The organism is Pseudoalteromonas phenolica, assembly GCF_044788725.1.
Taxonomy (GTDB): domain Bacteria; phylum Pseudomonadota; class Gammaproteobacteria; order Enterobacterales; family Alteromonadaceae; genus Pseudoalteromonas; species Pseudoalteromonas phenolica_C.
The window spans coordinates 186,628-206,541 of the sequence record NZ_CP173162.1 but is presented as its reverse complement, the minus strand read 5'-3'; the positions used below and the strand labels follow the sequence as shown (position 1 = coordinate 206,541).

The following is a 19,914-nucleotide window of genomic DNA, read 5'->3' as shown; positions in this document are numbered from 1 at the left end:
CTCATTATGCTTCGTAGCTCATTTCGTGTATTGAAAGCCTTTGATTTGAACAAAACTCATACCTCAAAGATAAACACGCCCTAGTGTGTTTTAGCTTGAATTGCGCTGTGAAGCACTATGTCCATCTCAATATCATCAATTCGATTAATGAGAATATACTGCCCTTCTTTATCGCTGCTTAGAGATAGCGGCGTATTGATATCGTAAAGGTAAGTACCAAGCTCTTTGATAAGAGAAATCTGGCCATTCTTATTATCAAATTGATATAAGGAAAGATTATGCCCTTCGCGGATCACAAAATAGGCGCCATTTTCATGCAAAGTAGGTAGATATAGTGCGAAGGACGCGGTTAATTGCGACTCATCAAAATAACTAGCTAGTTTTGGTAATAAATATGATTTTAAGTCTTCAGCGTAATGCGTAAAGGTCACATTTCGCTCTCTCAGTGGTGGCCAGTTTTGTGACTCTTTTAGCAATTTATTCCCTGAGTCTAGCAAGGTAAAGTTCCAACTGAGAGGTTGGCCATTTTCATCTGTACTTGTAAAAAATAATGAGCGGCTATCTTCAGCCCAATATACGTTTCTGACAAACTCAAATTCAGAGGCTATTTTTACAGCCGATTTTGCAAATAAATTAATAATGACAAGCTTATTAGACTCAGTCATCAAGGCTAAGTACTGATTATCAGGAGAGAATAGTAATAACTTTGCTGCCTCATTATTTTCAAGCGTGTAAGCTAACTCAGCATTTGCTTTTAATCTGTTTCGAACCCACACTTCTGAAGATACGTCTTGCTGTGTCTGCAATGACACGAAAGCATAATAGTCACCATCACAGGACAAACTCGGTGTGACATCAATACGTGTCGCTGAACTAATTGGCACTAGATGCGTATTTACATCATCTATTTTTAACCGATACACGCTCACTTGAGCATAACCTTGTGAGTGAGCCACTAATTGGCCAGCTTGACTCACGGCTAGATCCCCAACCAAACCTGCTTTATCGTTCAGTGAAAATCGAGTCTGTTTAGAAATGTCACTGAAAAACAGTTGATCATCTGCTGTAATAATTTGTTTTGAGCGGTACCAAGCTCCAAGTGCCACATTCGAGTTTACCAGCACATCTTTGCTTAATAAGGGATCAGCAATAGATTGGCTTATTAGGTGTGGCTGATTGTTTATTTGTGACTTTAACAACAAGGTTTGTGACTCAGTATCAGCATCTAAAATTTGCCCTTTAATATGCGCATATTGAAGCTGATTAATCACATTTAATTGTTCATCAAGTTCATAAGCTTCTACTATTTGCTGATTAATCTTTTGAGTATTAAATACAATATGATTATTTGCCAGCCAATACAATTTACGAGGACCATAACCTAACTCGCAGTCAAAAAGCTTTTTCTCTTTTCCTAACCGCCACATTTCTATGGTTTGATCTACAGCTATGGCTCGAACTTCACATCTAAATGGGTCAAAGCGATAATACGCCAACCACTTACCATCTGGTGACCAAACTGGCGCTTCTTCACTGTAACTGCTGTTTTTAAGACTATGGACTATTTTACTATGGCTATCATACACAGCGAGGTCAAATTGTGATTGATTTTCCCCCAAATGACTAAAAGCCAGAAATCGACCATTCGGGGAGTAACGCAAATACACTTCAAGCCCTGGTGCGGATGTCAGTCTCGAATCATATTTAAATGGGTTGACCTGTTTTATAGGTTGATTCAAATAACTCACAGCTGTTGAAATTAATAGCCCAATGAATCCCCCAAAAAGTAACCAATAAATCGGCCTATTCACCTTCGGAGCCAAGAGTTTTTCTTTTATACTGGGTGGCTCAGATATTGTGGCGATCAGTTGATACCCTTCTCGCGGGATGGTTTTAATGAATTTAGGTGCTGCTTTGTTGTCTTTAAGGGTCTTACGCAATTGGACGATTAATTGAGAAACCGAGTTGTCACTCACAAGTGTATTCGGCCATAGCTTTTCGATAATATTATCTCGAGTCACGCACTGGCCTTGATGCTCGATTAACAGCAACAATAAAGCCATTTGCTTAGCCTCAATAGCTTGCCATTGTCCTGAAATTTTAATTTTCAGTGTCGCTGGTTCTATTAAGACGTCATTCACTAAAATACGTGACATCTGCAAAATATCAAAATACCTTATTCTGTGGTCTTACCGTAAAGTAATGGTTAAATTCGTTATAAAAGCGTATATTGTTCTACATATTACACGCTCGATATTGAACCCCATACAACTATTTTTGAGTCTGGCTATTCTTGAGGTTTGCATAAATGACATATAAAAATACAAAATCTCTGTTTGTTCTTTGCTTATTTTGCACTCAAGTTGCCGCTAATTCCTCTGAAAAAGACAATGAAAATCTTTTAGAAACAATCCAAATTAGAGGCTTTCATGACAGCGTTGTCAAATCTTTAAGCTATAAACGTTTAAATGACCAAATAAGCGACACTATCAGTGCGCAAGAGATCGGTAAGTTTCCGGATAAAAATGTGGCTGAAGCCTTGCAAAGGATCACTGGTATTTCATTATCTCGCGTACAAGGTGAAGGTGAACGTATTGGTGTTCGAGGAACGACGCCAGAGCAAAATAGAACCTTTTTAAATGGTCAATATTTAGCTTCTGCAGATTGGTGGATCTCATCTCAACCTACTCGTGGGTTTAACTTCACACTTCTACCTGCTGATATCGTCTCATCGCTCGAGGTGTATAAAACCCCTCAAGCAGATCAAGATGAAGGCTCTTTAGGTGGTAGCATCAATATTAAAACCCTAGACCCTTTATATACTGATGGCGATCTGGCTTTGATCAGTACTCAGCTACAGTACAATGACTTATCGAACGAGTTCGACCCGCAAATAAGTAGTGTTTTTAATTGGAAAAACCACGATCAAGATTTAGCCCTTTTGTTCACAGCAAGTCGTTTAAAACGTTCTCTTAGACGTGATGGACTTGAATCTTGGGGCTGGCACGAACGAGATTACAGCAAAGTCGCTGATAACCAATATATCACCAGCAATAATAAAGCTGCTGATCTCAAAAAGGTCTGGACGCCCGGTGGTGGCGGATCAGCAGTATTTCAACAACAGCGTATCTTAACCACACTAACTTCAGGCATTTCATATATTCTGAACCCACACTGGCAATTTAAGAGTCACCTACTTTATTCACAACTTGAAGCCGACAACTCAAACCAAAACTTTTTATGGCAACCTGCAATTGTATTAAACAACGGCGGTACACTTTCTAACCCCAAATTCATCGACAATACCCTGGTATATGGAGAGTATGGTCAGTTAAAAGGTGCTGAATTTAATACCAGTATGGAAGCCATATGGCGAAAGTCACAAATTGATACCAGCAGTATCCAACTTGAATTAAGCCAATCAATCCCACGATGGCAAAACCAATATCGATTTGGCTTCACACATGGTGGCGGTGGCACTAGCGAAGATTTCACTTCGCAGTTTTCTACCAATACCGACTACTCAGTCAGTACCGAGCATCATAAAAACATTGTCGCAAATTATGCTGTTTCACCTTTAGATGCAGCACAATGGCGCTTAACCGAAGCAAGAAAAGACGCCCAAGATGCAACCGACTCTTTAGTTTATCTGCAAGCTGACTTTAAGTATGAGTTAATGCATCAATCACTCTCAGATCTACAGTTTGGGATCAAGGTAAAAAAACATACTCGCGAATTTTCTAGGCTACGTTCACTCGATGGAGGAATAGATGGTTTAGCAAGTGTGTTAGATACAAACCTTGCTGAGCATCCAGCAGCATTTATTGATAACTATCTAACCAATATTGGAAATTCAGACACTTTAAAGCTGTATAGCTTCGTTGATATTGCAAGCCTTAGCCAGGCGTTTTCAACGCTCCCTTTTCAACAAGAAATAGAGACCGCTAGTCGTTTCGATATACAAGAGCAGTCTTTAGCAGGCTATATTAAGTTACTCCTTGAAGGTGAAAGCTATCGAGCTAATTTAGGGGTAAGACTGGTTAATACATGGCAAGACGCATCCGCGTTTAAACAAATTGACTCACAAACAAGTAACGGGTTTGAATGGCTTACTGATCAAAAAAATTACACAGACATATTGCCTAGTGCCAATATTAAGTTCGACCTAGATGAAGATCTTATCGCTCGTTTTTCAGTTGCTCGGGTCATGTCTCGTGCACAGTTTCATCATTTAATGCCTTCAACGAATTACAATGTGACCCAAGCGCAAGGACAAGGTGGAAACCCCAGTCTAGACCCTTACCGTGCAACTCAATTTGACGCAGGTCTAGAATGGTATTTTGAAGAAAGCGCTTTGGCCTCATTAGCTATATTTAATAAAGACGTTGAATCCTTTATTGAATTTAAAAGACAGCTCGAAAACCATGAGGGCATTATTATGTCAATCGACAGGCCAATAAATGGCAATGGTGGTAGTGTGAGGGGCCTAGAGCTTAGCTATCAACAGCATTTGTTTAACGGCTTTGGGGTAATTGCTAACTATACCTTTGTCGACGGCAGCCGCACCCAGCAGTTAACAGACACCTCAGCGCTCATACCTGGCACATCAAAACACAGTTTTAATGTCACATCATATTACGAAAATAGCTGGCTCAGCATTCGTTTTGCTTACAATTACCGTACTAAATTTGCCACAGGTATCGGCGAAGTCACCATGGATAATTATGGACAACTTGATGGCAATATCACTTTCTCTATTAATGACAAAACTGATCTGGTATTTGAATTCATTAATTTAAATAATGAAATTGCGTATACATACGAAAGAAACCAATACGCACCAACGGGCGTGTACGCTAATGGCAGGCGTTTCTATTTCGGCGCTCGTTATCAATTTTAAGATTCAAACTAGATTAGTCGCTAATTACTCTCGATTAATCGCAAACATTGGTAATCCTATGTTTGCCCTTTAAAATACTGCGCAACAAGTGAAGAACAAGGTCAAAAAATGAAATTAATAAAATCGACAATTGCTCTTGCAGTAGGTTTAGTAACCAGCTCTGCATTTGCAAATGACACTATTACAATTGAAGACATTCCTAAAATCCAATCTGTTGGTCAAACTGCAGTAGACCCTGAAGGTGAACTAGTCGCGTTCACACGCTCAGTACCAAGAGAGCTTTACATTGATGCTAACGGCAGCAATTACTCAGAGCTTTATGTTGTTGATGACAAAGGTGTTGAACGCCCTTTCATCACAGGTAAAGTGAGTGTTCGTAGCATTCAGTGGTCTGCTGATGGTGATTTCATTTACTTCTTAACTAAGAAAAAAGCTGATAAGTTCACATCTTTATACCGTATCGCTGCTAACGGTGGTGAATCGCAAAAAGTATTATCGTTAGACGGTACTTCAATCTCTAGCTACAAGCTAAATCCAAATGGCAAGCAAGTCGCTATCTTAGCCATGCCAGCTAAAGATAAGACTGAAAAAGAACTTAAAAAGCTTGGCTTTATGGCTGAAGTTTATGAGTTAGGTCTAAAAAACAAACAACTACATCTTGTTGATTTAGTGCAATCTGAAAAAGCACTTAAACCGACCGCAGTAGAAATTGAAGGTTATGTAAGCGACATCAACTTCTCTGATGAAGGTGACAAGCTACTTGTTAAAACTCAGCCTACAGCCCTGATTGACGACAAATACATGAAGTCACAGTGGCACATTATGGACGTAGCCTCACAGAAAATTACCACGTCTTTCAAAACAGAAGGCAAGCTAGGTGCTGCTGAATTCTCATATGAAGGCGATTACGTTGCTATTCTTGGTGCAGAAGATAAACACGACCCTGCGACTGGTCGTCTATACCTAGGTAATGCGAAAACAGGTGAAATTGTAGAGTGGATCCCGAACTTTATGGGCCACATTGGTGATTTCGAGTGGGCTAACCGCCGTAACACATTAAACTTTGTTGCAAACGTGGGCGCTGAAAGCTTTGTTGGCCAAATTAAAGTAGGGTCTAACAAGTACAAGAAGATCGTTAAAGAAGGCAAACTGATTGCTTCTAACCTATCTGTATCTGATTCAGACAAGACCATCGTTCTTCGTGGTAACACTGACAAGCACCCGAACGAAGTTTTCATGCTTCGTGGTAAAAATACTAAACGTCTTTCAGATTCAAATGATTGGTTAAACGACAAACGATTTGCGAAACAAGAAAATATTTCATTCAAAGCGCGTGACGGTGTTGAGATTGGCGGCGTATTAATTTACCCACTTGATTACCAAGAAGGTAAACGTTACCCACTGATCATGGCGGTTCACGGCGGTCCTGAAAGTCATGATAAAGACGGCTGGTTAACGAGTTACTCAGATCCAGGTCAAATGGGTGCTGCCCGCGGTTATGCGGTTTTCTACCCGAACTACCGTGGTTCAACAGGTAAAGGCGTTGATTATTCTAAGCTTGGTCAAGGTGACTATGCGGGTAAAGAGTTTGACGATCTAGTTGATATGAAAAACCATTTAGTTGAAATGGGACTAGTTGATAGCAAGCGCGTTGGTATTACAGGTGGTTCTTACGGTGGTTATGCTTCTGCTTGGGGTGCAACTAAACTGACTGAACACTTCGCAGCAAGTGTTATGTTTGTTGGTGTAACAAACCAGCTATCTAAGTTTGGTACAACAGATATCTCTAATGAGATGTACCTTGTACATGCCCGTTCATACCCTTGGGAAAAATGGCAGTGGTACTTAGAGCGCAGCCCAATTTACTGGGCAGGTCAGTCTGAAACGCCATTACTGATTATGCATGGTAAAGACGATCCACGTGTTCACCCTGCTCAGTCAATGGAACTATACCGTTACATGAAAGTACAAGGTAAAGATGTACGTCTTGTATATTATCCAGGTGAAGGTCATGGTAACCGTAAAGTAGCAGCTCAATATGACTACAGCATTCGTTTAATGCGTTGGATGGACAACTACCTAATTGACGGTAAAAAGACCATGCCGACTTACGAAATCGACCATGCTGCAAATTTAAAAGCAGCAAAAGAAGCTAAAAAGTAATTTAACTTCTCAAAATAAATCATAGCCACCTGTTTTAGGTGGCTTTTTTGTATGAGTTTCATTCAACCCCTCTTTTTGAATATGAAAATTTCCATAAACTAATACTTTAGTAATAAAACTTTCACGCGTATACTCTATGCTCATTTCTAAAATAGTGACATGGAGTCAAATCAATGAAAATCTCTCGTCTAGCTCTACCATTCGTAACTGCTGCAATTTTAGCGGGTTGTTCGGCAACAGGTCCTCACCTTAAAAGTTCTGTTTCTGAAGGTGTAGCGGGTATTGAGGCGCGTTTGCCTTATGCTAACTACTCAAATTACTTTGGTTATGTAGACTCGTCAGTACAACCTGAAGGTAAGTACAAAGGCAAAGATACATATTATCTTTACGCTTGGGTACCTGCTGCGGTTGATGAAATCGGTGTATCTATGATGTCACCAGCGGTTTCAAAACCAGAAGGGGATGATTTTAAACATGCTAACTTCACACCTGGCATGCAAAAAGATGCTGATAAATTCTTTGATACTTATATTGTGTTTGATCGTTTAAATATCATCGACAATACAAAAATCAAAAATGGTGGCAAGGTGCTACAAAACTTAGGTCGTAATGACGATACATCTGAGTTACCAGCAAACCCAAGTGGTGCAAACTACAACTCTCTGCTGCGTAAAACTACATCAATGAATAACGCAAGCGAAGCGCTTGTTCGTGGTGTTTACCGAATCTCATTTACGTCTTTCCGTTCAAACGTAGAAGGCTCATTTGAAGCGACAATTGGAACAAACGTGCCAGGCGTTAAAATCGCAGCATCGCTTGAAGAGTTACATGAATTAGTAAATGGCAATAAGCTTTAAGCTTAGCCTTTACCAGTGACAAAAGGCCCGATCCGGGCCTTTTTTAAATTTATACTCGATCATTTTCTGTAAAATGCAGAAACTATTACATTCCCAATTCACTTTCATATTAATATTACCTTTCGAACACTCTTTTCTTATATAAAATCAACAGCTCATGCTAATAAAAAAACAAAAACTAGAAGGAACATATGTTGTTCTTGAGCCACTACAAACTTCGCATACAAAACCTCTTCAAGAAGCTGTACTGGATGGTGAAGCATTCAATCTATGGTTTGCTAATGTGCCAAAGCCTGAAGATGTACCATGCTATGTGGAACAAGCCATTGTAGAGATGGAGCAAGGTGATATTGCCTATGCCGTGATTTCAAAACAAACAGGGAAATTAGTAGGAACGACTCGCTATTATAATGTTGACCAGATAAATAAACGCGCCATGATTGGTTACACTTGGTATGCGAATTCCGTAAAAAGAACAGCGATAAATACTGAAGCAAAGTTACTTTTACTTGCAAACCTTTTCGAGGAAAGCGATGCCATTGCTGTCGAGTTTAGAACACACTTTTTTAATCACACTTCTCGTGCTGCAATCGAAAGATTAGGCGCCAAACAAGATGGTATTTTACGTAATCACCAAATAATGAAAGACGGCTCTTACCGAGATACCGTGGTTTATTCCATAATTGCCAGTGAGTGGCCTGCTGTAAGAAACAATTTGCTAAGTAAATTACAGAGAAACTAACTGAAGAAAGAAGTGAGCCGAAATAGACCCGGCTCACAAAAAGTATTATGCTTTTTTAACAAACTTAGCTGTTACCATCATTTCGCCAACACCATCAACTTTACAGTCAAGCTCATGGTCTTTCTTATCTAATACGCGACGAACTAAGGCTTTAGTGCCAATTTTAATCACTTGTGAGCTACCTTTGATTTTAAGATCTTTGGCAACGGTCACTTTATCGCCATCTGCAAGCACTGTACCGTTGGCATCTTTAACTTCAAATGCATCTTCATCTACTTCATTCGGGTTCCACTCGTGGGCACACTCAGGACATACAAGGTTTGTTTGATCTTCGTAGACGTATTCAGAACTACATTTTGGACAAGGAGGTAATGACATATTTCACAACTTCTAAAATTACAATGCCGCTATTCTAATAGCTAAAGAAGTATCATGCGAGGGGATTTTGAAAAAACCTGATCAATCATCAGATTTTTACGATGAATAATTCAGATTAAATACGCGTTTTAAGAGAATAAAGAGGTTGTTGCTCAATTAAGTTAATAAATAATACATACCTGTTTAATTAAGTAGACTATTTTGAGGCTTAGTATAAAGCGAGCTGAACTTTAAAGCTTTAACGGACCGCTAAAAAGGAGGTAAAACGGCCTTGTGCAAATTAAAGGCTGACAATAAAGTTCGCTCATATAAAAAATTAGGGCAAGTTCTGAATAAAAACAATGCCCTAAGCATTGTACTTTTGTCTATAAAAGCACTCTTTTGTATTAAGCGTCTGGTGCACTGTTGTCCATTTGCAATTGTATGTAGTTTGGTAGGCCCATCAGTTTGATTAAATTTAAGTGTTGTTCAAGCCAATAAATATGATCCATTTCAGTGTCATCTAGAAGCTTTTCTAGAATTTCACGAGTCACATAGTCTTGTGCTTTTTCGCACTCACCTATGATGTTTTTTAAACTCGCAGCCACTGTCATCTCAGCCGCCAGATCGTTTTCAAGCATTTGTTGAACGTTATCACCCACATTAATCGGCTGACGAGAGGCTGTATCTGGTTTACCTTCTAAAAACAAAATGCGCTCAATAATCGCTTTTGCATGATCTAACTCTTCATCATACTCATGCGCCAGTTTATGACCTAATTTACCCAGACCCCAGTCTTCATACATTTTCGAATGAGCGAGATACTGATCCATCGAAGTTAACTCTAGCGTTAACTGCTGATTTAGTAAGTCGATGATTTTTGGATTACCTTGCATGATTTACTCCTCAACCTGCGACTGCAGATAATTTTGAATGCCAGTGTGTTGAATTAAGAATTGCTGCGCTTCAATCCAATCAACATACTCTTCTTCGTATTCAAGGATCTCTTCAAGCAGTTCACGAGAAATATAATCTTGTTCTTTCTCACATAGTTCAATGGCCGCTTTTAAAGCTGGGATTTGCTCTAATTCAAATGCCATATCGCAGGCGAGCATTTCTTCTGTATGTTCGCCGATACGTAATTTTTCAAGGTGTTGTAAGTTAGGTAAGCCTTCTAAAAACAAAATGCGCTCGATCAGATCGTCCGCTTGTTTCATGTCTTTTATAGATTTTTTATAGGCTTTTTCGTTGAGCTCTTCTAACCCCCAGTTTTTGAACATACGGGCATGAAGGAAATATTGGTTAATTGAAGTCAACTCGAGCGTTAGAATTGCATTCAATTGCGCGATGACTTGTTTGTTACCCTGCATAGGGCCCCCTAAAAATAGTAACGAGACGCCCTATAACAGTAGACTAATATTTATTCAGTTCAAGACCAATTAAAGATAAGCGCTGAATTAATATATCCTTTTAAAATAAACAACTTATAACATAATTGAGAGTGATTTAGATTAGTAAAAACACTCTTAACATCATGCTTTTTTACTATCCACATTAAGCCAACTCTAAATCACGGGATTTAAAAACATAAGAATTTGTTTTATATAGTTAAATTGTTTTTTTAACTGCTATACCTAAACGCTTTGCCAAACGTACCAAATTTGCTCTATCAAGTTTTAATGCTCTGGCCGCTGCCGCCCAATTAAGATCATGCTCTAACAACGCTTGCTCTATTAAATTTTTTTGAAATTGCTCTGTAGCAGACTTTAATGAATCTATTTGACTTAAATTTGGACTGTTTTGATCAATGTTTGAAGTTTGCACTTGTTCAAAACGAGACTGAGCAACATTGTTATGACCTTGGCTGTCAGTAAACAATTCACAGTCACTTTCATCTACGCTAATAATGCTATTTGGCCACTGATTTTGTTTTGCTTTTAATGCTGCACGGCTTATCACATGTTCAAGCTCGCGAATATTGCCCGACCAATTGTAAGATTGCAGTAATTGATACAAACTCGAAGATAGCTTTAATTGCGCAATGCCAAGCTGCTTACTGACTTTTTCAGCAAAGAAGCCTGTCAGTAACGGAATATCATCTAAACGTTCGTTTAAAGAGGGCACTTTAATCGGGAATACACTCAATCTATGATACAAGTCTGCGCGAAAGCGGCCAGCTTCAACCTCTTCTAATAGATTTCGGTTTGTCGCAGCGATAACTCGCACATCAACAGATTGGGTTTTATCCGCACCGACGGGTTGAATTTCACCACTTTGTAAAACTCGGAGAAGCTTACTTTGGGTATTAAGCGGTAACTCACCAATTTCATCTAAAAAAATCGTACCGCCATCAGCAAGAAGAAACTTTCCATCACGATGTGAATTCGCCCCAGTAAACGCACCCTTTCTATAACCAAATAGCTCACTTTCAGCCAACGTCTCGGGCAAAGAGGCACAGTTTACTTGCACAAAGACTTTGCTTGCACGCAAAGATTGATTATGTAAAGAGTGAGCGACAAGCTCTTTACCTGTGCCCGTTTCACCTGTGATAAGCGTGGTAAAGTCAGAACCTGCAACGAGTTGAATATCTCTTTGTAATTGCTTCATGGCTAAACTCTGCCCGACCATCTCATATTGGCCTTTACTCAGCTCGGTGATTAAGTGACTGCCCTGCTGCGCTTTAGTGAGCAGATCTTGAGTCAGTAGTATGGCACTAACATGTCGCGTCAAAGCCTCATTAACCATTTGTAAAAAAGACGGCGCATAGTCTTCAAAAATGCCGGCATTTAAACTGTCTACCGTGATCACTCCGAGCAATTGCTCTTGATTCTTGATCGGAAACCCCATACACGCGTGAACGGGAATATCACCTTCTTGTGCAATGAGTAGCCCGTCGTAGGGATCGGGTAATTCGCTATTGGCACTGAACCTTACAGCCTTATCTGACTGACTAATTGCCTGTAAACGCGGGTGTTTATCTATAACAAAGTGTCTACCCAGCACATCTGGCATCAATCCTGATATGGCAACAGGGACAAGTTTATTGTTTTGATAAAGTAATAAGGCAATGGCATCACTAATAAAACACTCTTTAACAGCCTGAATAACAGCTTCAAAACAATGTTCTACGTCGAATTGTGCGCTGTTAGGTAAGGCCCGAGCTAACGCTCTATTAAGCAAAAGCAGTGAAGATAACGAACGTTGCTCCATGTTTTTTTGACTCTTTGATTACTAAAAGACACTCAAAGTTTAAGTCAAAATGACTTACTCATTCAAACTATAAATCATCTGATTTTACTAACAAATTGATTTTAAATTGAATAATACTTGGCACAGTAAATGCCATTGCTTCAACAAGCCTAAAAAAGATAAACCAACAAGTTGTGGAGTAGTCATGAGACCAATCAATTTAACCGAGCCGGTACCTAGTGAGTTTAAACTTTTAAAGCCTCATCAATGGCCGTTATTTATGCTTGGCTTTCGCCCGTTCTTTTTATTGGCAGGGCTTTGGTCGGTGTTCGCTATTTTGCTATGGCAATTTATTTTAAATGGCACACTCTCTTGGCAAGCACAAATTCCTGCAACACTTTGGCACGCACACGAAATGATCTTTGGTTTTGCCTCAGCAGTGGCTATCGGTTTTTTACTGACCGCAGCGCAAACTTGGACTGGCGTGCCTGGGCTTTCAGGTAAAGGCTTAATTACCCTCAGCGCGATTTGGATTTCATGCCGAGCTATTTTCTTTTTTTATGCTGACAATCAATTATTGTTGCTACTCGGCCAAGTACTTTTCTGGCTCTTTGCCATTGCTTATTTGAGTCATATGCTGGTGACATCTGCCTCTAAACACAATTACATCATGATTGTTGTACTCGCCCTACTCACTATTTTTAATAGTGCGTTTTTAATGAGTACATGGTTAGGCCAATATTCACTTGCCCGCTTATTCACCCAGTTAGCTGTGCTTGGCTTTATGCTGCTAATTGGCATTATAGGTGGGCGAGTCATTCCGTTTTTTACTGCGCGCGGACTAAATCGAGAAGAGCAAGTTAGAACACCTAAACTCGATAAATTACTGCTGTTATTTAGTCTATTGGCGATGGTTGGGTTTGCTAGCATCAAGCTCTTTTCTCTTGATATCAATGTTGGCTTGGTTCTACTCCCAGCAGCCACTTTGCATTTAACACGCGCTATTTTGTGGTTTGATAAAGGTATCTTCAAAGTACCGCTGCTTTGGTCACTACATATAGGCTACTTTTTAAGTGCGATTGGCATTTTATTTCTCGCATTTAGCTACCTCACCGGCATTATTAATCCAGCGGATGCACTGCATTTAATTACCATTGGCGGTATTGGGTTAATGATCTTGGCAATGATGGCAAGAGTCTCACTTGGTCATACTGGTAGAGCCTTAACCCCTGCCAGTATGGTCGCTTGGGCATTTGCTTTTATAGCTTTGAGCGCGCTGGTGCGTGCTTTTATGCCTGTTCTTTATGCGCCTCATTTGGCATGGAACATCAGCGCTTATTTGTGGGTTGTTGGTTTCGGTATTTTCTTATGGTTTTATACACCCATTTTAATGCAGAAAAGAGTTGATGGGCGCAGAGGTTAAAAAGCCGAGTTGGCATTAACATTAACGACTCATTCTTTGAAATCAACACGGTAGCACCGACTTTATGTCGGGTTAATAGACGTGGCGTCTTGCCGTTAGCAATAACGACTCATTCTTTAAAATCAACACGGTAGCACCGACTTTATGTCGGTTTATAGAGTTGGCGTCTTGCCGTTAGCAATAACGACTCGTTCTTTGAAATCAACACGGTAGCACCGACTTTATGTCGGGTTAATAGAGTTGGCGTCTTGCCGTTAGCAATAACGACTCATTCTTTGAAATCAACACGGTAGCACCGACTTTATGTCGGGTTAATAGAGTTGAAAAAAACTATAAAACAGTACCCTTTACCGCCAACTCTGTTCTCTACTTTTTTAACTAAAGCGCTATTGCCTTGTATCTTTTGGTGAATCCATCACAACATGAGTGGTGATGGTTCTCACTTGAGAAATTGAGCCCAATACATCCGCATGAAGTGCTTTAAAGGTATGTAGGTCTTTAGTTTCTATGCGCAAAAGATATTCATACGGGCCCGTCACATTATGACATTCTTTTATTTCTTCAACATCTTGTAGGGCTTGCTCAAACGCCAGTTGCGAAGGAGTTGAATGCTCAGTCAGCCCAACAGCTACATAAGCGATAAAACCGACGCCCAGCTTTTCTGGGTCAACAACTGCCTTGTAGCCTTTTATCAAACCTGACTTTTCTAATTCTTGAACTCTTCTTAAGCAGGCTGAAGGTGACAAACCAATTTGCTCAGCAAGCTCAGTGTTAGCTATTCGCCCATCCTTTTCTAAAATGCGCAATATTTGTTGATTATAACCGTCAATTTTCGTCATTAATTGCAAAGTCCAAGTTTATAAAAGTGAAATACGCGTGATAATTGAGCTTATATCTCGCTAAACTTGTTTTAACACAAGTAAGGGAATAATCCTATGACTCAAGAAATCATCCTCGCGTTTGCTGCATTCGCATTTGTTTCATCTATCACGCCTGGGCCAAACAATTTAATGCTAATGAGTTCTGGCGCAAATTTTGGATTTAAAATGACTATGCCACACTTGATGGGTGTTGTAGTAGGTTTTGCCATTATGATTGAATTGGTTGGGTTAGGCGTCATGCAATTGTTCAATGCCTTCCCAGTGACTTACGACATTTTAAAAGTCGTTTCTATCGTCTATTTGCTTTATCTTGCTTTTAAAATTGCGACCGCCATACCAAGCGTCAGCAAAGATATTGCAGAAAAAGGCAAGCCTTTGTCATTTATGCAAGCCGCACTCTTTCAATGGGTCAATCCCAAAGCATGGACTATGGCACTCACCGCCGTCAGTGTTTATGCGCCGGAACAAAACTTACTCACGGTCACTATTATCTCTGTTATTTTCGCTGTAGTTGGTTTTCCGTGCGTAGTAAGTTGGATTGTTTTGGGGCAAAAAATGCAATCAATCTTGAGCCAACCAAGTCATATGCAAAAGTTTAATTGGGCCATGGCGGGTTTATTAATCATCTCTATTGTTCCAGCGCTTTAAAAAACTTTTCATCAGCAAAATATCAGTTTTTTATCAAAATAAAATCAATTAATTAACTGCAATTGCTTTCATCATGGTGGCAACTATTCAAGGAGTCACCATGAGCATAATTAAACACTTCACGTTATTCATACTTTCACTCGCCTGCCTATTAAACTCGCTCGCGCACGCTCAAGAGCAACAAAGCAAGGGCGTTAAAACAATAAAGCACCAGTTTCAATCTAAGGCTGCCAAACAAACGATTTCATTCGATGTCATCTTGCCTTGGGGATACGACAAAAATCAAAAATACCCTGTACTTTATACAACATCGGGAGGCAGTCGAATTGATATGCTTACTTATCAAACCGATTGGCTAAGTCACGTTGAAATGGGCCCTATGCCTGCCATGATCATAGTGCAATTACCTTATCTAGATGTTGAATCAACACTTCACCCTAAATTTGTTTCAGCGTCAGGCGTTGCTAACCCATTGACTTTAAATGTACTAAAAAAAGAACTCATCCCATTTATTGATAAGAGCTATTTAACATACAACTACAAGGTTCTGGAAGGCTATTCAAGTAATGGTAACTTTGTGCTGTATGCGTTTGAACAATCGCCGACATTATTTAATGGTTTTATCGCCAGCTCTCCTGCTCTAGAGCTAGACAAGTCAGGACTTGTTGAAAGGCTTTCGAAGCTAAGGTATTCAGAAATGTATTATGATAGGTTCTTTTATCTATCTCTTGGCTCCTTCGCTAATAACGCACCACTGTTTGAAAACATCAAAGCGAATCTTAGTCAGCAAGCGTTTCACGCCCGCTTTGCAAATTACAGCCAATATAATTTCTTATCGGTTGCAAGCCTCAGCCTTACCGATGCAATGGAACACCTATTTGCTGATAAAAGCCCCGACATTGCACAATTTGCAAATGATGGCAGACAAAGTGTCATTGATTACTTTAAAAAACTCTCTCAAAAATACCAGCAAACGCTTAGTCCAAACCCAAGCTTAATCGATTTAAGTTTTTACTATGTAGAACACAAACAAGGTGAAAAAGCCGTTTTGACTATGCAATATTTAGTTAACGCTCACCCTGAAAATACCTTTTACTTGAGCAGACTCGCAAAGATTTATGAACAAATAGGAGAAACTGAAAAGAGCCGCCTCACATTACAACAAGGCATTAAGCTTGCGAATAAGCTCAACAATGCAGATGCCCTTACATATTTCAAAGGTGAATTGAGCAAGCTTTAGACTAACTTTACTTAGGCAATTTAAGCAGCTTAGTTTTATTCAATTGAGCTGCTACGCTCTGCGCGTTAGACTCTGCAAAAAGAGGAACAAACTTATGACATTAAACGACTTCTTAGCTCAGCTTAACGCACAACCAGAAACCATTACTTTTGAGCTGTGTCAGCAAATAATTGCTGATAATTACACTTACACTGCATCAGCTTTTAATAATAATAGTTTGCAGAGCAGTGCCGAACAAAACCAAGGTTCATGTAAAATCTTAGCTTTTGCACAACTCAACAACTTAAGCAAAGAACAGACACTACATTGCTTTGGCGATTATTATCGTATCGACGTTGTTCAATATCCTGACAATGACGACCACGGTAATATCCGCACTCTTTTAAAAGCTGAATCGAGTGTAGGTGCGGTGACTTTTGACGGTACGCCACTGCAGTAAGCTTTTAGTCATTCAGATAGTGGTTTAAGATAAAAAGCTTTAAACCACTATTTGAAATTATGTCTATCGAACAAATTTGGGCTGAATACAAAAATAGCCTGCACGCTTTTTTACTTTCGAAAGTGTCTAACCCCGCAGACGCCGAAGAATTATTACAAGACATCTTGTTAAAAACACATTTGCAGATCCACCAGCTAAAAAAGCAGGCCAGTATCAAGCCTTGGCTTTTCCAAATTGCTAATCACGCCATTATTGATTTTTATCGCAAACACAATAACTACCAGCATACCGAGCTGTTCGAGGTAATTGAAAAACAAGACGCAAACATTCGTGCTGATTTAATTAGATGCATAGAGCCATTTCTGCAGGCCATGCCTGAGGATGAAGCTGATTTAATTAGAAAAATTGACTTAGAAGGCTGCTCTCAAAAACAACAAGCTGAACAGCTTGGAGTAAGTTACTCCACTTTTAAGTCTAGGATGCAAAAAAGCAGAGCTGATTTAAAAGTACTTTTTGATCGTTGCTGTGACTTTGAATTAGATAAAAAAGGCAATCTAATTGACTATCATAGAAAGCCACAACAAACTGAAAAGAGAATTAAATAAAAACTCTTAAAATAGTTTCGTCTTTTTGCACCGCGCTTCGTCTTAATAAGTGAATACAAAACACCACTATTGGAGATGTAATGCGTTTTTTAAACAACCAAGCTTTTGACGTAACCCCGAAGCAATTTTCAATCAGCAATCATAAACCACGTGTATTAGTGCTATACGGCTCACTTAGAGCCCATTCAATGAGTCGTTATGCGGCAGAAGAAGCGGCAAGAATACTCGAGCATTTAGGCGCTGAAGTTAAGTTGTTCAACCCAAAAGGACTGCCTCTTTTTGATAATGGCGTATCGGTCGAAGACGAAAAAGTCCAAGAGTTGCGCGCTTTAGTAAAATGGTCAGAAGCTCAAGTTTGGTCTTCTCCCGAAATTCACGGCAACATGTCAGCAGTGCTTAAAAACCAAATTGACTGGATCCCACTCTCAGAAGGTGCAGTAAGACCCACACAAGGTAAAACACTGGCCGTCATGCAAGTATCAGGCGGCTCACAAAGCTTTAATGCGGTAAATAATATGCGTGTACTAGGGCGTTGGATGCGTATGTTAACCATACCGAATCAATCATCTGTTGCGAAAGCTTGGCAAGAATTTAACGAAGACGGTACGATGAAAGAGTCCCCCTACCACGCTCGTATTGTCGATGTGATGGAAGAGCTAATGAAATTCACATTACTGACTCGTGATAACCTTGACTGGTTAGTTGACCGTTACAGTGAACGTAAAGAAAGTATAAATACTGCCATTAAAGAACAAGTGAGTCAGGCAGATGTTCTTGAAGAGACAAAAGTAAAGCATGAGAATGAAAAGCAAACTGCAGCAAAAAGCCAAACCAAAGTGGCTTGCTGCTAACCTTTACTTGTACTAGCTCAGACTCACTCTGATTAAACGTACTTGCTCAAATTAGACCTGACAGTGACTGTTTTTTATTCGGTGACTGTCAGTTTTAGTTATCACTCCCTTCATTAAGATGCGTTTAGTCTAAACAACAAAAAAGCGCTATCAGTTAAGTGTTATTCTTAAAAGTAGAAACCATTTAGTTGCAGCCAGTCAATCGCTTCTTCACCAATCAGAAATTTCCTAAAAGCGACACCTGAATTTTCAATGTGATGTTGAATATGGCTGCCTTGACAAGTGTTATCTACTAACCAACACTCTACTTGTTGGTTGTGTCTGGCTAGTTGAATAGCATTGTTGTGTTTATAGTTGATAACTTCTTCAGAGACCTGCCAGCCTCGCAGATCAGCAAAGAGTGCCCACTTTGTATCGCGAACTTTAGCAATCGTTTCATCAAGCTCCGTTAAATAGGCAATATCAGTTTGAATATCCCAGTCACCACATATCTTAGCCACAACTATGTTGCTTTGAGTTCAACGCTAAAAGTTGGTTTTACCATAGTAACTGACGCTTCTATTACAATGAGTTCTTTAATTAATTTATGAATGCTATTAATCAAATAATAGGCAATAAAAAGTCTGCTTTCAAAGTGGCGTGATAAGCTACAACAGTATTGATTTAACTTAATTAAACTCCGAGTCCTAAGAGCTTTATTGTGCCTGTTACTCTACTTAATTATTCAAGCCTACTTTGAGTTGCCCTATTTGCTTTGCAAAGCCGCCCACTTCTACTTTAGTTACTTGACCACTATTTGACTTTACAGCCACACTCAATCTTGAGGCACACCCCATAGCGCGACCTTGTTCAAAAACAAAATCAAATGTCTCTGCGCCTGCAAAAACATGCTTTACTAGATAACAGCCCAAAGCACCACTTGAACTGCCTGTCGCTGACTCTTCTGGAATACCAAAAAGCGGCGCAAAATTTCGACAACTGGCTGTGAACTCACTGTCTGAGTCGTTTAGCTCAAAAGCATGCATGCCAATTAAGTCGTACTTTTCACAAAACTCGCTAAGCTTCTCGTTATCTACTTCTAATTTGTCTAAACAACCTAAAGGCACTGGCACAATCACATCATGTAAGCCTGTGGAAATGACTTCGATGGGTAACTGAGTTGAAGATAATATATCAATCGGTAAACCGATTAAGTGAGCAATATCGTCATACTCGAAAGTCTGCAAATAACTCGGACAAGCTTGCTCCATCACAACAAGGCCGTTTTCTTCAACATTAACGGCTAAAACTCCAGCTTTCGTGCGTTGTTTATATTTGCCTGCAACAATAAGCTTCTTATTAAATAAAGTTGAAAATGTTGCAAGCGTCGCATGACCGCAAAAATCGACTTCATCTGTAACAGTAAAAAACGATACTTCAAAGTCCACTTCATCATCTTTTGACACAAACGCTGTTTCTGAATAACCAACCGCTTGCGCTATTTTAAGTTTTTCAGAATAGGACAAGTCCTCTGCATTCAAAACTACTCCAGCAGGGTTACCGCCCTCGCCATCCATTGTGAACGAGTTAACTAAAATAGCGTTTATATCTTGCAAATCAACACCTTTGAATCATTAAAG

General features: G+C 39.6%; 18 protein-coding genes. 10 read left to right on the top strand and 8 right to left on the bottom strand.

Annotation, left to right across the window (positions count from 1 at the left end; all coding sequences use genetic code 11):
* Window positions 1–80: 80 nt before the first annotated feature.
* Window positions 81–2,156, bottom strand: a complete 2,076-nt coding sequence (locus tag ACH784_RS18600) for a winged helix-turn-helix domain-containing protein (RefSeq protein ID WP_404396425.1) — start codon at window positions 2,154–2,156, stop codon at window positions 81–83.
* Between the two features lie 152 nt (window positions 2,157–2,308).
* On the opposite strand from ACH784_RS18600, the gene ACH784_RS18595 reads away from it, so the two are divergent.
* The 4 genes from ACH784_RS18595 to ACH784_RS18580 all read left to right on the top strand — a co-directional run bounded on the left by ACH784_RS18595 (window position 2,309) and on the right by ACH784_RS18580 (window position 8,662).
* Window positions 2,309–4,900 carry a TonB-dependent receptor gene (locus ACH784_RS18595; protein WP_404396422.1) on the top strand — a complete coding sequence of 864 codons (2,592 nt, stop codon included), beginning with the start codon at window positions 2,309–2,311 and terminating at the stop codon, window positions 4,898–4,900.
* Between the two features lie 108 nt (window positions 4,901–5,008).
* On the top strand, window positions 5,009–7,063 hold the full coding sequence (locus ACH784_RS18590; protein ID WP_404396419.1) for a S9 family peptidase: 2,055 nt from the start codon (window positions 5,009–5,011) through the stop codon (window positions 7,061–7,063).
* A 173-nt stretch (window positions 7,064–7,236) separates the two neighbouring features.
* Window positions 7,237–7,920: a LipL32 family surface lipoprotein gene (locus ACH784_RS18585; RefSeq protein WP_404396417.1), complete on the top strand. Its 684-nt coding sequence runs from the start codon at window positions 7,237–7,239 to the stop codon at window positions 7,918–7,920.
* A gap of 157 nt (window positions 7,921–8,077) precedes the next feature.
* Window positions 8,078–8,662, top strand: coding sequence for a GNAT family N-acetyltransferase (locus tag ACH784_RS18580; protein ID WP_404396414.1), 585 nt, complete (start codon window positions 8,078–8,080; stop codon window positions 8,660–8,662).
* A 45-nt stretch (window positions 8,663–8,707) separates the two neighbouring features.
* On the opposite strand, the gene ACH784_RS18575 is transcribed toward ACH784_RS18580, so the two are convergent.
* From ACH784_RS18575 to norR, 4 genes are all read right to left on the bottom strand, one after another.
* Window positions 8,708–9,040: a zinc ribbon domain-containing protein YjdM gene (locus ACH784_RS18575; RefSeq protein ID WP_404396411.1), complete on the bottom strand. Its 333-nt coding sequence runs from the start codon at window positions 9,038–9,040 to the stop codon at window positions 8,708–8,710.
* Window positions 9,041–9,426: 386 nt separating this feature from the next.
* Window positions 9,427–9,915 (bottom strand): bacterioferritin, encoded by a 489-nt coding sequence (gene bfr, locus ACH784_RS18570; RefSeq protein WP_130255369.1) that lies wholly within the window; start codon window positions 9,913–9,915, stop codon window positions 9,427–9,429.
* A gap of 3 nt (window positions 9,916–9,918) precedes the next feature.
* Window positions 9,919–10,389: a bacterioferritin gene (gene bfr / locus ACH784_RS18565; protein WP_404396407.1), complete on the bottom strand. Its 471-nt coding sequence runs from the start codon at window positions 10,387–10,389 to the stop codon at window positions 9,919–9,921.
* Window positions 10,390–10,627: 238 nt separating this feature from the next.
* Window positions 10,628–12,229 (bottom strand): nitric oxide reductase transcriptional regulator NorR, encoded by a 1,602-nt coding sequence (norR, locus tag ACH784_RS18560; protein WP_404396405.1) that lies wholly within the window; start codon window positions 12,227–12,229, stop codon window positions 10,628–10,630.
* Between the two features lie 184 nt (window positions 12,230–12,413).
* Between norR and ACH784_RS18555 the strand changes: the two genes are divergently transcribed.
* The gene (locus ACH784_RS18555) at window positions 12,414–13,631 is read left to right on the top strand and encodes an NnrS family protein (RefSeq protein WP_404396402.1); all 1,218 of its coding nucleotides are present in this window, start codon (window positions 12,414–12,416) and stop codon (window positions 13,629–13,631) included.
* Between the two features lie 386 nt (window positions 13,632–14,017).
* Here the strand turns inward: ACH784_RS18555 and ACH784_RS18550 are convergent, their stop codons facing one another.
* Window positions 14,018–14,470, bottom strand: a complete 453-nt coding sequence (locus tag ACH784_RS18550) for an Lrp/AsnC family transcriptional regulator (protein ID WP_404396399.1) — start codon at window positions 14,468–14,470, stop codon at window positions 14,018–14,020.
* A 96-nt stretch (window positions 14,471–14,566) separates the two neighbouring features.
* On the opposite strand from ACH784_RS18550, the gene ACH784_RS18545 reads away from it, so the two are divergent.
* The 5 genes from ACH784_RS18545 (at window position 14,567) to arsH (ending at window position 18,295) form a co-directional block, all read left to right on the top strand.
* Entirely contained in the window at window positions 14,567–15,160 is a 594-nt protein-coding gene (locus tag ACH784_RS18545) for a LysE family translocator (protein ID WP_404396396.1), read from the top strand.
* A gap of 100 nt (window positions 15,161–15,260) precedes the next feature.
* The gene (locus ACH784_RS18540) at window positions 15,261–16,400 is read left to right on the top strand and encodes an alpha/beta hydrolase-fold protein (RefSeq protein ID WP_404396395.1); all 1,140 of its coding nucleotides are present in this window, start codon (window positions 15,261–15,263) and stop codon (window positions 16,398–16,400) included.
* 94 nt (window positions 16,401–16,494) lie between these two features.
* Entirely contained in the window at window positions 16,495–16,839 is a 345-nt protein-coding gene (locus ACH784_RS18535; RefSeq protein WP_404396393.1) for a HopJ type III effector protein, read from the top strand.
* 59 nt (window positions 16,840–16,898) lie between these two features.
* The gene (gene sigZ, locus ACH784_RS18530; RefSeq protein WP_404396390.1) at window positions 16,899–17,444 is read left to right on the top strand and encodes an RNA polymerase sigma factor SigZ; all 546 of its coding nucleotides are present in this window, start codon (window positions 16,899–16,901) and stop codon (window positions 17,442–17,444) included.
* 80 nt (window positions 17,445–17,524) lie between these two features.
* The gene (gene arsH, locus ACH784_RS18525; RefSeq protein WP_404396388.1) at window positions 17,525–18,295 is read left to right on the top strand and encodes an arsenical resistance protein ArsH; all 771 of its coding nucleotides are present in this window, start codon (window positions 17,525–17,527) and stop codon (window positions 18,293–18,295) included.
* Window positions 18,296–18,462: 167 nt separating this feature from the next.
* Here the strand turns inward: arsH and ACH784_RS18520 are convergent, their stop codons facing one another.
* Together ACH784_RS18520 and ACH784_RS18515 are read right to left on the bottom strand one after the other, a co-directional pair.
* Entirely contained in the window at window positions 18,463–18,795 is a 333-nt protein-coding gene (locus ACH784_RS18520; RefSeq protein ID WP_404396385.1) for a hypothetical protein, read from the bottom strand.
* Window positions 18,796–19,011: 216 nt separating this feature from the next.
* Complete coding sequence (locus tag ACH784_RS18515; RefSeq protein WP_404396383.1) at window positions 19,012–19,890, bottom strand: PhzF family phenazine biosynthesis protein; 879 nt, start codon at window positions 19,888–19,890, stop codon at window positions 19,012–19,014.
* Window positions 19,891–19,914: the final 24 nt, after the last annotated feature.